Annotated in this window: 16 protein-coding genes; 8 read left to right on the forward strand and 8 right to left on the reverse strand. The window is 71.5% G+C overall.

Annotated elements, in window-relative coordinates; genetic code table 11:
* Positions 1-573 (reverse strand): helix-turn-helix domain-containing protein (locus tag EHS43_RS20505; RefSeq protein ID WP_148104065.1); only part of this gene is annotated, 573 nt, incomplete at its 3' end.
* 87 nt (positions 574-660) lie between these two features.
* Between EHS43_RS20505 and EHS43_RS20510 the strand changes: the two genes are divergently transcribed.
* From EHS43_RS20510 to EHS43_RS20540, 7 genes are all read left to right on the forward strand, one after another.
* Positions 661-1,869 carry a pyridoxal phosphate-dependent aminotransferase gene (locus tag EHS43_RS20510; RefSeq protein WP_125192224.1) on the forward strand — a complete coding sequence of 403 codons (1,209 nt, stop codon included), beginning with the start codon at positions 661-663 and terminating at the stop codon, positions 1,867-1,869.
* Positions 1,870-1,963: 94 nt separating this feature from the next.
* Positions 1,964-4,297: a hypothetical protein gene (locus tag EHS43_RS20515; RefSeq protein WP_125192225.1), complete on the forward strand. Its 2,334-nt coding sequence runs from the start codon at positions 1,964-1,966 to the stop codon at positions 4,295-4,297.
* A 38-nt stretch (positions 4,298-4,335) separates the two neighbouring features.
* Complete coding sequence (locus tag EHS43_RS20520) at positions 4,336-4,728, forward strand: hypothetical protein (protein WP_185806330.1); 393 nt, start codon at positions 4,336-4,338, stop codon at positions 4,726-4,728.
* Positions 4,729-4,814: 86 nt separating this feature from the next.
* Positions 4,815-5,414 (forward strand): histidine phosphatase family protein, encoded by a 600-nt coding sequence (locus EHS43_RS20525; protein WP_125192226.1) that lies wholly within the window; start codon positions 4,815-4,817, stop codon positions 5,412-5,414.
* Between the two features lie 80 nt (positions 5,415-5,494).
* On the forward strand, positions 5,495-6,118 hold the full coding sequence (locus EHS43_RS20530) for a hypothetical protein (RefSeq protein ID WP_125192227.1): 624 nt from the start codon (positions 5,495-5,497) through the stop codon (positions 6,116-6,118).
* Between the two features lie 55 nt (positions 6,119-6,173).
* Positions 6,174-6,590: a thioesterase family protein gene (locus EHS43_RS20535; RefSeq protein WP_125192228.1), complete on the forward strand. Its 417-nt coding sequence runs from the start codon at positions 6,174-6,176 to the stop codon at positions 6,588-6,590.
* A gap of 551 nt (positions 6,591-7,141) precedes the next feature.
* Positions 7,142-7,891, forward strand: a complete 750-nt coding sequence (locus EHS43_RS20540) for a chitosanase (protein ID WP_260470633.1) — start codon at positions 7,142-7,144, stop codon at positions 7,889-7,891.
* Here the strand turns inward: EHS43_RS20540 and EHS43_RS20545 are convergent.
* The 7 genes from EHS43_RS20545 to EHS43_RS20575 form a co-directional block, all read right to left on the reverse strand.
* Positions 7,876-9,240 carry a nucleobase:cation symporter-2 family protein gene (locus EHS43_RS20545; protein WP_125192229.1) on the reverse strand — a complete coding sequence of 455 codons (1,365 nt, stop codon included), beginning with the start codon at positions 9,238-9,240 and terminating at the stop codon, positions 7,876-7,878. The genes EHS43_RS20540 and EHS43_RS20545 overlap by 16 nt on opposite strands.
* A 197-nt stretch (positions 9,241-9,437) precedes the next feature.
* Entirely contained in the window at positions 9,438-10,814 is a 1,377-nt protein-coding gene (locus EHS43_RS20550) for an 8-oxoguanine deaminase (RefSeq protein ID WP_125192230.1), read from the reverse strand.
* A gap of 116 nt (positions 10,815-10,930) precedes the next feature.
* Positions 10,931-11,851 carry a factor-independent urate hydroxylase gene (gene pucL, locus EHS43_RS20555; RefSeq protein ID WP_125192231.1) on the reverse strand — a complete coding sequence of 307 codons (921 nt, stop codon included), beginning with the start codon at positions 11,849-11,851 and terminating at the stop codon, positions 10,931-10,933.
* A gap of 4 nt (positions 11,852-11,855) precedes the next feature.
* Positions 11,856-12,251 (reverse strand): hydroxyisourate hydrolase, encoded by a 396-nt coding sequence (gene uraH, locus EHS43_RS20560; RefSeq protein WP_125192232.1) that lies wholly within the window; start codon positions 12,249-12,251, stop codon positions 11,856-11,858.
* Positions 12,252-12,266: 15 nt separating this feature from the next.
* Positions 12,267-12,776: a 2-oxo-4-hydroxy-4-carboxy-5-ureidoimidazoline decarboxylase gene (gene uraD / locus EHS43_RS20565; RefSeq protein ID WP_125192233.1), complete on the reverse strand. Its 510-nt coding sequence runs from the start codon at positions 12,774-12,776 to the stop codon at positions 12,267-12,269.
* An 84-nt stretch (positions 12,777-12,860) separates the two neighbouring features.
* Complete coding sequence (locus EHS43_RS20570; RefSeq protein ID WP_185806331.1) at positions 12,861-13,169, reverse strand: helix-turn-helix domain-containing protein; 309 nt, start codon at positions 13,167-13,169, stop codon at positions 12,861-12,863.
* 47 nt (positions 13,170-13,216) lie between these two features.
* Positions 13,217-13,468 carry a hypothetical protein gene (locus EHS43_RS20575; RefSeq protein ID WP_125192235.1) on the reverse strand — a complete coding sequence of 84 codons (252 nt, stop codon included), beginning with the start codon at positions 13,466-13,468 and terminating at the stop codon, positions 13,217-13,219.
* 151 nt (positions 13,469-13,619) lie between these two features.
* On the opposite strand from EHS43_RS20575, the gene EHS43_RS20580 reads away from it, so the two are divergent.
* Complete coding sequence (locus EHS43_RS20580) at positions 13,620-14,441, forward strand: TIM barrel protein (RefSeq protein WP_125192236.1); 822 nt, start codon at positions 13,620-13,622, stop codon at positions 14,439-14,441.
* Positions 14,442-14,495 lie beyond the last annotated feature (54 nt).

The following is a 14,495-nucleotide window of genomic DNA, read 5'->3' on the forward strand; positions in this document are numbered from 1 at the left end:
GCCCCGCACCGCGTCCGGCAGGCTCAACTCCCCCCTGCCGAGCGCCTCGCAGGTCCCGGCGTCCAGGACCAGCCGGGCGTCGGGCTCCCCGGGGGCCGGTCCGTCGCCGTACGCGGGACCGTCCTGGCCTGCCCCGACGTGCAGATGGAACTCGCCTTCCTCCAGCCGTACTTCGACGAGGCCCTCACCCTCCAGCGCACGCAGCAGGGGCAGTGCGAACCAGTGGGCGCGTACGGCGTCGGTGGGCCGCCGTACGCCGAGTTCGGCCTCTCCCCAGGCGCCGAGGGCCTGCAGCACGGGCAGCAACTCGCCTCCGCGCGGAGTGAGTTCGTAGACGTAGGCGGCGCCGGGCGGGGGCAGCCGGCGCCGGGTGGCCAGGCCGTCGCGCTCCATGTCCTTCAGCCGTGAGGCGAGTACGTCCGTGCTGACGCCGGGCAGGTCGGCGTGCAGGTCCGTGTAGCGGCGCGGACCGGCCAGCAGTTCCCGGACGATCAGCAGGGTCCAGCGGTCGCCGACGAGGTCGAGGGCGCGGGCCGCGGAACAGTACTGGTCGTAGCTTCGGCGAGGTGACATGCGACGCAGTCTAGACAAGTTGTTGGACTTTCCAAGCTCCCACTTGGTAAAACCAAGCAACACACGAAACCGGAGAGGCAGCAGCGCATGGAGTTCCGGCAGTCGAGCAAGCTCAGCGAGGTCTGTTACGAGATCCGCGGCCCGGTGATCGAGCACGCCGACGCACTGGAGGAGGCGGGCCACAGCGTGCTGCGCCTCAACACCGGAAACCCCGCGCTGTTCGGCTTCGAGGCACCGGAGGAGATCCTCCAGGACATGATCCGGATGCTCCCGCAGGCGCACGGCTACACCGACTCGCGCGGCATCCTCTCCGCCCGCCGGGCCGTGGCCGGCCGCTACCAGACCCTGGGCCTGGAGGTCGGCGTCGACGACGTCTTCCTGGGCAACGGCATCTCCGAACTGATCTCGATGGCCGTACAGGCACTGGTCGAGGACGGCGACGAAATCCTCATCCCCGCACCGGACTTCCCCCTCTGGACGGCGGTCACCACGCTCGCCGGCGGCAAGGCGGTCCACTACCTCTGCGACGAACAGGCCGACTGGTACCCGGACCTGGACGACATGGCCGCGAAGATCACCGACCGCACCAAGGCCGTCGTCATCATCAACCCGAACAACCCCACCGGCGCGGTCTACCCGAAGGAGGTCATCGAGGGCATCCTCGACCTCGCCCGCCGGCACGGCCTGATGGTCTTCGCCGACGAGATCTACGACCAGATCCTCTACGACGACGCCGTGCACCACTCGGTCGCCGCGCTCGCCCCCGACCTGGTCGTGCTGACCTTCTGCGGCCTGTCCAAGACCTACCGGGTGGCGGGCTTCCGCTCGGGCTGGCTGGTGGTCACCGGGCCCCGGCAGCACGCCAGGAACTACCTGGAGGGCCTGACCATGCTGGCCTCCATGCGGCTGTGCGCCAACGCCCCCGCGCAGTACGCCATCCAGGCCGCCCTCGGCGGCCGCCAGTCCATCCACGAACTGACCGCGCCCGGCGGCCGGTTGTACGAACAGCGCACCGTGGCCTGGGAGAAGCTCAACGAGATCCCCGGGGTGTCGTGCGTGCAGCCGAAGGGCTCGCTCTACGCCTTCCCGCGCCTGGACCCCAAGGTCCACAAGATCCACGACGACGAGAAGTTCGTCCTGGACCTGCTGCTGCGGGAGAAGATCCAGGTCGTCCAGGGCACAGGCTTCAACTGGCCCACCCCGGACCACTTCCGCATCCTCACGCTGCCTCACGCGCAGGACCTGGAGGCTGCGATCGGGCGGATCGGGCGCTTCCTGAGCGGATACCGGCAGTAGCCGGTGGTGTTGGCGGGATTCATGGTCGGGGCGGGAGGGGATGCCATAGAGTGCGGCCACTGATCCGCAGGGTCGGGGGATGGGGGGATCCCGGGTGTTCTTGTCTCGTCACCGTGCCTCGAAGACGCCCCCGGCCTTACGCGGCCGTCTCGCACTGCTGGTCCTGAGCCTCGGTGTCTTCGGCAGCCCCTGGGTGCAGAGGCGGTTCCAGGACCTCTACGAGCGGAAGTTCTACATCGAGGGGTCGCAGAGCAAGACCCTGCGCCGACTGCTCGAAGCCGCGTACGTCCCCGGCTGGGACACCTCGGACGCGCGGTACGGCACCACCGGCGGGCTGGTCGTCAACGACCTCGCGGTTCTGTTCCTGATCGCCGGCCTCGCCTTCTTCCTGTGGCGGATGTCGGTCCGCGGGAAGTCGGGTCTGCTGCGCTGCCTCGTCGTGGGCGTGTCCGTCTCGGTGGCCGCCAACCTCGTGTGGTGGGGCCTGCACAAGGCCTTCGTCCCCGAGGTGCGACTGCCGCCCACCGACATGATGCTGGACTACCTGCTGCCCAGCGGCCTGCTGTTCGGCCTGGCGGCGGGCGTCCTGCTCGCGCTCCTGAGCCGCCGGGCCGGGGCCCGGACCGGGAGCTCCGTCGGCGCCGTCAGGGCGCCGCTCCGCCGCTGGAGAGAGGGAGGGCTCGGCATGACGACCGCGCCGGTCCACATGCCGGTCGGGAGCGCGCCGGGTGACGTCACCCGGTATCTGTGCGCCGCCGCCTACATCGACGAGAGCTTCGCCGAGCGGGTGGTCGAGGACCTCCTGGCCGACGAGGCGGGCGCCGTGGCGGCCTCGCCCGACATCGACCTGGTGACGGTGGTGCGCCACTGTCTGACGGCCCAGGAGCTGCGCGGGCGCCGCGATCTCGGGCTGACCGCGGCCTACGCCGTCCTCGCCGTGTTCGCGCCCCTGTGGCTGCTGTTCGTCACGGTGTTCCTGTCGGCCGCCCAGCAGGCCCGCGCCCGGCCGAGCCGGGCCACCCGGGGCCGCCACGAGCCCGAGAGCAGGGTGCTGGTCGGCACCGCGATCACGGCGGGCATCACGGTGCTCGTCGCCTTCGCCTTCGGCTACCTCCTCTCGGCACTGCCCGCCCCCGGCTTCGTGAGCTGGCTGCTGGGCGCCTATCTCGCCGGGGTGCCGGCCGTGCTGCTGTCCCTCGCGACCGTGGCGTTCGCGTACGTCACCGTCGTACGCCACGAGCTCGCCGTCGACCGGCTGCTGCGCACGACCATGACCCGCGAGGCCTTCGCCCGGCAGCCGCGGCCGACCGTGCCGCCGCGCAAGTGGATGGCCGAGCGGCTGGCGGCCATCCGGGAGGCGCAGGACGGCAACGTCACGGTGTACAGCGGGTACAAGCCCTTCATCGGCTACGCGGAGGCCGCCTCGCAGTGGTCGCTCGCGGTGCCGCTGCTGCCCGCGGGCCATCCGATGGGCGGTCTCCCGCGCCCCGACGGCCCGCAGGCGTTCACCGTCACCGAACTCGTCGAGCAGGTACGCGCGCGGCTGCTGGCGACCGCCACGCGCGGCGCGCCGGACGGGGCGGAGGCGGACCTCGCTCAGTCCCTCGCCTCCCTGGTCGTCGAGGACCGGATCTTCGCGAGCGGCACCGGCATCGGCGACGACGAGCGGTTCATCAGGGCCAGGAGCCTCACCCCGGCCGCGCGGCTGGCGGCCGACGAGGTCGAGCGGATCACGGAGCGTCCCACCGGGGCGGTCCGCCACTGTCTGGCGGTCCATGTGCCGCTGTGGGGCGGGGACGTGGTGCCGAGCGTGTTCCTGCACTTCTCGACCACCGGGCGGACGCTGCACCTGCACTGCAGCAACCACGTGCTCGGTCCGGTGCGCGCCGAGTACCACGTCGTGGACCGGCTGCGCGGGCCCCTCTCCCCCGCGGCACGGCGGGGACTGCTGCTGGACGCCCTCCCCCGCACCGGGAAGGCCTTCTACGCGGCGCCGTTCAGGGCACTGCGGCAGGCCTGGTTCGACGAGCGGCACAGCAGACGGATGGTGGACGAGCTCAAGGCCCTGGAGCAGGATCCGGTCTACGACTTCGGCGCCCGGGTGAGCGTCCGGGAGCTGGCACTGAGCCCGAACTACCACAACTACTTCCAGGTCGTGGACGCCACGCGCATCACGGCCCTGGTGGAGCGCCACACCCTCGCGGCGATCCGCGAGTTCCTCGACGCGCGCGGCTACGACACCACCGACTTCCGCGCCCAGCAGCAGACCATCCTCAACCAGGGGCTCATCCAGCAGGGCGGGACGAGCATCATCGGCAACCAGGCGATCGGTACGGGCGCGACCGCCACGCAGCACGTGCCGGGGCAGCACGCCCCGGCACAGCCCGGTGCGGCGGCCACGGGCGCCGTCGGCGGCTCCGGCACGTAGTCGGGGCAGTCAGTTCCGTCGAGCAGGAGATCCTCATCATGGGCAACGAAGACAGCCGCCAGGACCCTCCGGTCAACAACGGCGTCATGATCAGCGGGGGCACCCACTACGTCGGCAACCAGGCCGTGGGTGACCACGCCCAGGCCTTCTCCGGCTCGGTCTCCTTCCAGCCCCAGGACGCCGAGCGCACGGCCGAACTCCTCGCGTACGTCGAGCGGTTGCTGGAGGAGCACCGGGCGTTGCTCACCGACCCCGACGCCACCACCAGAGAGCTGCGCCGCCTCCGTGAGGAGCTGGACGAGCCCGAACCCCAGCCGACGGTCCTGCGCCGCGCCCTGGACCGGCTCAACGAGTTCGTGCAGCCGGTGACACCGCTGGTGGTCGCGGTGGGGCAACTCGCGCAGTCGGTGCAGGGGCTGCCAGGGGTCTGAGCCCCTGGCCGTCCAGCCCAATCCGTCCTGCGCGGCACCGGAGCCCTGTGGGACCGTGCTGGTAGACGACTGGGAAGGGCGGGCGTGTGGGTGATCTCTTTCTGGTGCGGCACGGCGAGACCGAGTGGTCGCGGTCCGGGCGGCACACCGGCCTGACGGACGTGCCGCTGACCGAGCGCGGCCGGGAGGAGGCGCGCCGCCTGGTGCCGCTGATCCGCTCCCACCGCATCGGCGCCGCCTTCGTCAGCCCTCTCCAGCGGGCCCGGGAGACCGCGGAACTGATCGGGCTGCACGACCTGCGGGTCGACGTGGATCTGCGCGAGTGGGACTACGGCGGCTACGAGGGCGTGAGCACCGTCGACATCCAGCGGGAGCGTCCGGACTGGTTCCTGTTCACGGACGGGGTGACCCCGGGCCCGCCCGACCATCCCGGGGAGAGCCCGGAGCAGGTCGGTCAGCGGGCCGACCGCGTGCTGGCGAAGGTGGACGCGGCGCACGCGAACACCGAGGGGTGCGTGGTGCTGGTGGCGCACGGTCACTTCCTGCGCGTGCTCACCGCCCGTCGCCTCGGGCTGCCCGCGTCGGCCGGAGCCCTGTTCCAGCTGGCCACGGGGGCCCTGTGCCGGCTGGGGACCGAGCACGGGCGGCCGGTGATCGCCGGGTGGAATGTCAGACCCCCGTCGTAGCCTTCGAAACGGAGGGGAAGTGATCCGTACGGCCCGTCGTGCGGACCCTCCCGGAGAGGGCCCCGGGGAAGGAGCACGCCGTGACACGACCGCCCACCGCCGCGCAGCGGCGTGTCATCGACGCCGCCGATCCCGTCACCGGGCGGATCAAGGGCACCGCGGCCCAGCTGGAGGCCCTGGTCAAGCGCGGACTGGCCTTCCGGCACCCGCGGCCGCCGCACGACCACTTCCTGACACCGGCCGGCCACCGTGTACGGGAGACTCGCGAGGAGGAGCCGGAGCGGGCCGCCGACCCGCCCACCGGTGTGTTCGCCGCGTACATCGGCGGCACGCCGGAGGCCGTGGACACCGGTCCGGCCCGGACGCGTGAGGTGCACAGCGCGTGGGAGGGGCTGCTGGAGCTGCGCCGGATGACCAACCCCGACGGGGCCACGGACCGGCCGTGCGGCTGGGAGCGCGCCCATCTGGTGCAGGCGGCCGCGCTGGCGCTGGAGGCGGCCGGGCACGCGCCGGAAGCGGGCGGCTCGCCCGGCTACCGGGTGCGCGCCACCCCGCAGCCCGAGGCCGTGGCCGTGCACGCTCCGGACGCCGAGGCGCTGCGGGCCTGCGCGCACACCCTGGAGCGGGCCGGCTGGCAGGCCGGCGAGTACACGCAGCCGCGGACCAGGGCCCGGTACCTGCTGGCCTCGCCGCGCCGGGTGTAGGGGGCACATGTCAGGATCGGGTCAAGCAACTGCCGTGGTGTGAGAGGGGATTGACGTGAGCGAGCCGTTTTCCGTGCCGGTGACCGTCCGCGGGTACGAGACGGACGTGCAGGGCCACCTCAACCAGAGCGTGTACCTCAACTACGCGGAGCACGCCCGCTGGTCGCTGCTCAGGGCCGCCGGGATCACCCAGGCCGCGCTCATCGGCAGCGGGGTGGGGCCGGTGGCCCTGGAGACCACCATCCGCTACCGGCGGGAACTGCTGGCCGGCGACGAGGTGGAGGTGACCTGCGCGTTCGAGTGGGGCGAGGGCAAGACGTTCCGCGTGGAGCAGACGATCCGCAAGACGGACGGCACCGTGGCCGCCGAGATCACCGCGGTCGGCGGGCTGATGGACCTCACCCGGCGGCGCCTGGTCGCGGACGCGGGCGAGCGGCTCAAGGCCCTGGCCACGGACCCGAGCCTGCTGTAGCCCGGCCCGCCGGCTCCGCCTCCCGTTCGGCGCGGTATTGCCGGGGCGCGGTGGCGGACACGGTCGGCGGATCGGCCCAGGGGGCCGCGCCGGGCGCCCCAGCATCAGCGGCAGCGCCAGCCGGAGGCGATCATCGGTTCAGGTCGCGCAGTTCGGCGTGTCGCACACGAGGGCCGACGGCCGCAGGGCCACCCCCGCAAGGCCGCTCTCCCGAACAGGAGATTCCGGTACGTTTCGCACCCGGACGCCCCGGCACCGCCCTTACGGTGGACGCGTGACCAACTCCGTACCCGAGCGGGCCCCCCGGCTGCCGGGCCCCGGCACCGGGGTGCCGCCGGCCGCCCCGGTCACGGAGGGCCTCCCGGACCGGCCGCTCGCCGCCGGCGCCCGGTGACCCGCCTTCACAGCGCCCTGCCACCGACCCCCCACCGCGTTCCCGAGCCGGCACGCGACCCTCGACCCCACTGCACAGCGCCATCCTTGGAGACCACGTGGCCTTCCTGTCCAGAGCTTCCGCCCGCCGCACCCTGCTCGCCGCCCTCGGAGTCGGCGTGCTGAGCTCCCGGTGGTCGTCCGCCGAGGCCGCGGAGGCGACCGGGCTCGACGACCCGGTCAAGAAGGACCTCGCCATGCGGCTCGTGTCGAGCGCGGAGAACTCCTCGCTGGACTGGCAGGCGCAGTACGGATACATCGAGGACATCGGGGACGGCCGCGGCTACACCGCCGGCATCATCGGATTCTGCTCGGGTACGAGCGACATGCTGGCGCTGGTCGAGCTCTACACGGAACGGGTCCCCGGCAACCCCCTGGCCCCCTATCTGCCCGCCCTGCGCGCGGTGGACGGCGGCGACTCGCACGACGGGCTGGACCCGGGCTTTCCCGCGGCCTGGCGGGCGGCGGCGCGGACCACGGAGTTCCGCACGGCTCAGCGGGACGAGCGGGACCGCGGCTACTTCGACCCGGCGGTCGCGCGTGCCAAGAAGGACGGCCTCGGCACGCTCGGCCAGTTCATCTACTACGACGCGATGGTCATGCACGGTCCCGGCCGCGACGCCCGGAGCTTCGGCGGCATCCGCGACCGGGCTCGCGGAAGGGCCCGCACCCCCGCGCACGGCGGCGACGAGACGGCGTATCTGCACGCCTTCCTGGACGCGCGGGTGCGGGCGATGAGGCAGGAGAGGGCGCACCATGACGTGAGCCGGGTCGAGACCGCCCAGCGGGTGTTCCTCACCGCGGGCAATCTCGGCCTGGACACACCGCTCAAGTGGAAGGTGTACGGGGACAGTTACGAGATCGGCTGAGCGGGGACGGCCTCCATGGGGTGGGTGACGTCCTGGGCGTCCCGGCCCCGGCCGAGGTGGTTGAAGACCAGGTTCAGGATCACCGCGGCGACACAGCCGGTCGAGATCCCCGAGTCCAGGACGATCTTCGCGGTCTCGGGGAAGGCGTGGTAGAACTCCGGCGCGGTGATCGGGATCATGCCGACGGCCAGCGAGACGGCGACGATCAGGACGTTGTTGTCCTTGTCCAGGCCCGCCTTGGCCAGGGTCTGGATGCCGCTGGCGGCCACCGAGCCGAACAGGACCACTCCGGCGCCGCCGAGCACCGGGCGCGGTACGACGGCGATGAGCGAGGCGGCCATGGGGCACAGGCCCATCAGCACCAGGAAGGCGCCGCCGGTCGCGACGACGTAGCGGCTGCGGATCCTCGTCATCGCCACGAGGCCGATGTTCTGGGCGAAGGCACTGCACATGAAGCCGTTGAAGAGGGGGCTGATCGCGGAGCCGAGGGTGTCGGCGCGCAGACCGGCGGCGATGGTCCGCTCGTCGGCGGGACGTTCGACGATCTCGCCCAACGCCAGCATGTCGGCGGTCGATTCGGTCATCGAGACGACCATCACCACGCACATCGACACGATCGCGGCGATCTGGAACTGCGGGGCACCGAAGTGGAAGGGGGTGGGGAAGCCGACGACGGCCGCGTCGGTGACCGGCCCGAAGTCCGTCGCGCCGAACGGGATAGCGACCAGCGTGCCGGCCACGAGGCCCAGCAGCACCGCGACCTGCTTCACGAAACCGCGGGTGAAGCGGCGCAGCAGCAGCACGATCACCAGCGTCGCCGCGGCCAGGCCCAGGTTGGTCGTCGAACCGTAGTCCTTGGCGGCCGGGTCGGGGCCCTGCGCCCAGCCGAAGGCGACCGGCAGGAGCGAGACGCCTATCAGGGTGATGACGGTCCCGGTGACGACCGGCGGGAAGAAGCGGATCGCCTTGCTGAAGAAGGGGGCGGCGAGGAAGCCGAGGAGTCCGGCGACGATCACCGCGCCGAAGATGACCGGCAGGGCGTCGGACCGGTCGTCCGTGGAGGCGACGACCGCGGTCATGGGGGCGACGCCGGCGAAGGTGACGCCGTTGACGAAGGGCAGCCGGGCGCCGATCCGCCAGATGCCGAGGGTCTGCAGGAAGGTGGCGAGGCCGGCGGTGAACAGGCAGGCGCCGGTGAGGAAGGTGAGGTCGGTGGCGGAGAGGCCGATGGCCGCGCCGACGATCAGGGGCGGGGCGACGACTCCGGCGTACATGGCGGCCACGTGCTGGAGGCCGGTGGTCGCCATCTTGAGAGCGGGGAGTTTTTCGTCGACGGGGTGGACTGACACTGCGGCTCGCCTCCGGGCGGTTGCACGTCGGCACTGACGTGGGTTTCAGGGAGGTGGTGCGCGGCCGTGCGGGGACCGTTCCGGGGCGCGTGCGTCCAACACGCGCCCCGGGCACGGCCGCCGCGGACACGCAAGGGCGTCCACGGCTGCCGGCCGGGAGCCGTCCCTCCCGGCCGGAGATCGATGCCGTACGGGACTCAGTGACCGGCGATCCGGGCCAGGCGCCGCGCCTGCTCCCGCGTCGAGCGGGCGACGGCGTCCTCGTCGACGTGCAACAGGCGTCCGTCCTCGACGATCTGACGGCCGTTCACGAACGAGGCCGTGACCGGTGCCGCCGCGCCGAAGACCAGCGCGGTCACCGGGTCGGCGATCGAGGAGTGGGCGAGGGTGTCGAGCCTCCACAGCACCAGGTCGGCGAGCTTGCCCGCTTCCAGGGAGCCGGTCTCGGCCGCGCGGCCCAGTACCTGGGCGCCGCCGTAGGTGCCAAGACGCAGGGCCTGCCGGGCGTTCAGGGCCGCTTCCCGGTGTGCTCCGAGCCGGTTGATGAGCAGGGCGTTGCGCAGTTCGGTGTGGAGTTCGCCGGACTCGTTGGACGCGGTGCCGTCGACGCCGAGGCCGACCGGGACGCCGGCCGCGAGCATGTCGGGGACCCGGGCGATGCCCGCGGCCAGACGGGCGTTGGACGAGGGGCAGTGGGCCACACCCGTCCTCGTACGGGCGAAGGCGGCGATGTCGGAGTCGTTCATGTGGACGCAGTGCGCCATCCACACGTCCTCGCCGAGCCAGCCGGTGGACTCGAAGTAGTCGGTGGGGCCCATGCCGAACAGTTCCTTGCAGAACTGCTCCTCCTCGACGGTCTCCGAGCCGTGGGTGTGCAGCCGTACGCCGAGTCGGCGGGCCAACTCGGCTCCCTGGCTCAGGAGTTCGGTGGAGACGGAGAACGGCGAGCAGGGGGCGACGGCGATCTGGGTCATCGCGTCGAAGGAGGGGTCGTGGTGCTCCCGGACGGTCGCCTCGGTCGCGGCGAGGGCGCCTTCCAGGGTCTCGACGGCGAAGTCCGGGGGCAGGCCGCCGTCCTTCTCGCTGCGGTCCATGGAGCCGCGGGCGAGGGTGAAGCGGACGCCGGTCTCGCGGGCGGCGCGGATGATCGCGCCGGACAGGTCGCCGGAGCCCGCGGGGTAGACGTAGTGGTGGTCCATGGCGGTGGTGACGCCGCCGCGGGCCATCATCGCGAGGGAGCCCTGCGCCGCCGCGTAGACCATCTGCTCGTCGATGCGCGCCCAGGTCGGGTAGAGGGCGACGAGCCAGTTGAAGAGGTTGTGGTCGGTGGCCAGCCCCCGGGTGATCCACTGGTAGTAGTGGTGGTGGGTGTTGACCAGGCCGGGGGTCACCAGGTGGCCGTCGGCGTCGATGCGGCGGTCGACGTTCTCCAGGCCCTCGGGGGCCCTGCCCGCGCCGAGCGACTCGATGCGGTTGCCGGCGATGACGACGTGCCCGCTCGGGTACTCGGTGTCGTGCGCGTCCACGGTCGCGATCGCACAGTTCTCGATGACGATGCGCCGGTCTGCTGCCATGGTTCGTCCTTTGCGCTGAGGTTCGGAGGGCACGGCAGGACCCCGGGAGTTCGAGTGCCGCGGCCGGTGGGCCCTTGCGGAGCCCGTGCCCGGCCGCGGGTGCCGCGACGGAGTTGCTAGAGGTTGGTGAGGTCCACCGGGATCCTCGGCTCGACGCCGTCCCGCAGGACGGTCGCCTCGATCAGGCCGTAGGGCCGGTCGGCGGCGAAGTACACCTCGTTGTCGTTCTTCAGGCCGAAGGGCTCCAGGTCGACCAGGAAGTGGTGCTTGTTGGGCAGGGAGAAGCGGACCTCGTCGATCTCGCCGCGGTTCTCGATGATCCGCGCACCCATCTGGTACAGGGTCTGCTGGAGCGAGAGCGAGTACGTCTCGGCGAAGGCCTGGAGCATGTGCTTCTTCACCTGTGCGTAGGACGTCTCCCAGTCGGGCGTCTCCTGCTCGTCGTGCGACCAGTTGAAGCGCCAGCGGGCGGAGACGTCGGTGGCCAGGATGCGGTCGTAGGCCTCGGGCAGGGTCGTGTACTTGTCCTTGACGTAGCCCCAGAACTCGGAGTTGGTCGAGTTCATGACGGTCAGGTCCTTGAGCCCGGAGACGACCTCCCAGGAGGAGCCGTCGTGGGTGATCTGGGTCAGGCGGGTCTCCTGGCCCTGGCGGACGAAGGAGTGCTCGTCCTCGCCGGCCGTCCCGATCCGCTCCCAGGTGTACTCCTCGATGCGGATACGGGCCGTCCTGATCGGCTCCTGCGAGGTGACGAAGTGCCGGGCCAGGTGGATGCCGAACTGCTCGGCGGACTCGATGCCGTGCTCCTTGGCGAACGCGTACACCGTGTTCTTGGTGGTGTCGGTCGGCAGGACGTGGGCGTTGGAGCCGGAGTAGTGGACCTCGTCCATGTCGCCGCTCAGCGACACCGAGACGTTGAGGTCCTTGATGTGGTGGGTGGCGCCGTCCCGCGTGATCCTGACGACTCGGTTCTCGGCCTTGCCGTACTGGTTCTGTCCAAGAACTACAGGGTGGGCTGGACGGGAATTGACTGCCATGTAGCTAGCTCCCTCGGTAAACGGAGTAGCCGAACGGGTTGAGCAGCAGCGGTACGTGGTAGTGCTCGCCCGGCACGACGGCGAACGTGATCGCCACCTCCGGGAAGAACACACCGGCACCGCTGTCCCGAGTCGCGGGGGCCTCCTGCTGCGCATCGGCTTGCTTCTTCAAGAAGTACGGCTCCACGGCGAAGTCGAGCCGTACGTGGGTGGTTCCCTCCGGCAGCGCCGGCAGGTCCTTGCACCGCCCGTCCGCGTCGGTCGCGGAGCCGCCGAGCGCCTGCCAGTCCGCCTGGCGGCCGGCGCGGGCCGCGAGCCGGACGGGGACGCCCTCGGCGGGGCGGCCGACGCTGGTGTCCAGGATGTGCGTGGACACGGATGCGGTGGTGCTCGTGCTCATGGTCCGGGGTCCTCTTCAGTCTTCCTCGACGAGCCGGGCGAGCCGGATGCGGTTGATCCTGCCCAGCTCGGTGCGGACGATCTCGCGTTCCCGCTCCGGCGCGTTGCCGATCCGCTCCTTGACGGCGTCCCTCATCTGCTCGGCGGTGCGGCCGGTCGCGCAGATCAGGAAGACATGGCCGAACCTCTCCTGGTACGCCAGGTTCAGTTCCAGCATCTCCGCCCGGAGCGCCTCGGAGGCGCCGGCCATGCCGCGCTGCTCGCGGGCGGAGGTCGGGTCCCCGGGCTCGGGGCGGCCGATCGGCGGGTGACCCGCCATGGCCTCGGCGAGGTCGTCGGCGGTCAGCTCGCCCATGGCGGTGTCGCCGGCGGTGTACAGGTCCTCGGCGCTCGCGTAGGGGCGGCCGGCGAGCAGACGCCGTACCCACGCCGTCGAGGCGCACACCTCCAGGAGGGCCGCGTGGGCCGCGTGCTCCTCCAGGGCGTTGAACCGGGCCAGGCCGGGGGACGTGGAAGTCGAAGTCACGGGAGTCAGCTAACGCCTCCACGCGACATCACGTCAACACTTTGTTGAAAATTCGGGGTTACGAAACCCGGCCGGGTCCGCCGCCTACGCTTTGTCCCGGTTCAGGTAGTTGTAGACCGTGAAGCGGCTCACCCCGAGGGCGCTCGCGACGGTCTCCACGCCATGCCGTACGGAGAAGGCGCCGCGCGCCTCCAATATGCGCACGACCTCCTGCTTGGCCTTGCGGTCCAGGTCGGCGAGCGGCTTGCCCCGCTTGCGCTCCATGGCCGCCAGGATGTGATCGAGGGAGTCCGCGAGCTGCGGCAGCCGTACGGCGAGCACGTCGACCCCCTCCCAGGCGAGCACGACGTCGTCGGGGCCGGCCTCGTCGGGCGGGAGCATCTCGCCGCCCATGGCGTCGACCAGCGGCTTGACCGCCGCGATGAACGGCTCGTCGGCGCTCACGCGTCGGCCTCCCCGACCACGTTGACCTGGAGGGAGATCCGGGTGGCACCGGAGGCCAGGGTCCGGCGCAGCAGGGCGTCCACGGCGGTGAGCACCTCGTCGGCGCCGCCTTCGGCGGTGTTGCCGAACGGGCCGACGTCCACCGCGTCCAGCTCGGCCGCCTCGATGACCTCACGGGCCACGAGCGCGTGCGCCGGCGCCTCGTCGAGGTCGAAGGGCTCGGTCGTGAACTCCACTCTCAATCGCACGCGCACAACCTAACCCGCGGTGCCGTTTTCCGCCGGGCCCTCTTGACAACGCCTTCGACCCGGCGGCAATCTTCCAATAAGCAGAAACTAACTTCCGCATTACGGAAATTACTCACGAACGTACTCGACACGGAAGGGAGCGCCGACCCCGATGGGATTCGCCGACCAGCGCTTCAACGTCAACCTGTCGATCCTCTTCACGGAACTCCCGCTCCTGGAGCGCCCCGCGGCCGCCGCCGCGGCCGGCTTCACCGCGGTCGAGCTGTGGTGGCCCTGGATCGACACCCCGACCCCGGAGCGGTCCGAGCTCGACGCGCTGAGGAAGGCGATCGAGGACGCGGGCGTCCGGCTCACGGGCCTGAACTTCTACGCGGGCAGGCTGCCCGGTCCGGACCGGGGCGCCCTGTCGATCCCCGGCGAGGAGTCGGAGCGGTTCCGCGCCAACATCGACGTGGCGGCCGACTTCGCCGGGTCACTGGGCGCCGGGGCGCTCAACGCCCTGTACGGCAACCGGGTCGACGGCGTGGACCCGGCCGAGCAGGACGCGCTCGCCCTGGAGAACCTGGTCCTCGCGGCCCGCGCGGCCGACCGGATCGGCGCGGTCCTCCTGGTCGAGGCCCTCAACCGGCCCGAGTCCCCGCTGTACCCGCTGGTGAGCGCGCCGGCCGCGGTCGGGGTCGTCGACAGGGTCAACGACGCGAGCGGCCTCGGCAACGCGAAGTTCCTGATGGACCTCTACCACCTGTCCATGAACGGCGAGGACCTGCCGGCGGTGATCGAGGAGTTCGCCTCGAGGACCGGCCATGTGCAGATCGCCGACAACCCGGGCCGCGGCGCTCCGGGCACGGGCGCGCTCCCCCTCGACGACCTCCTCGACCAGCTGAAGAAGGCGGGCTACGACGGCTGGGTCGGCCTCGAGTACAAGCCGGGCGACCGCCCGAGCGCCGAGGCCTTCGACTGGCTGCCCCGCTGATCCCCTTTCCCGAGAGGCACCCCACCATGAGCAACCTCGCGCATTCTTCCCACC

The sequence above is a fragment of the Streptomyces sp. RP5T genome, assembly GCF_003933965.1.
Lineage (GTDB): Bacteria > Actinomycetota > Actinomycetes > Streptomycetales > Streptomycetaceae > Streptomyces.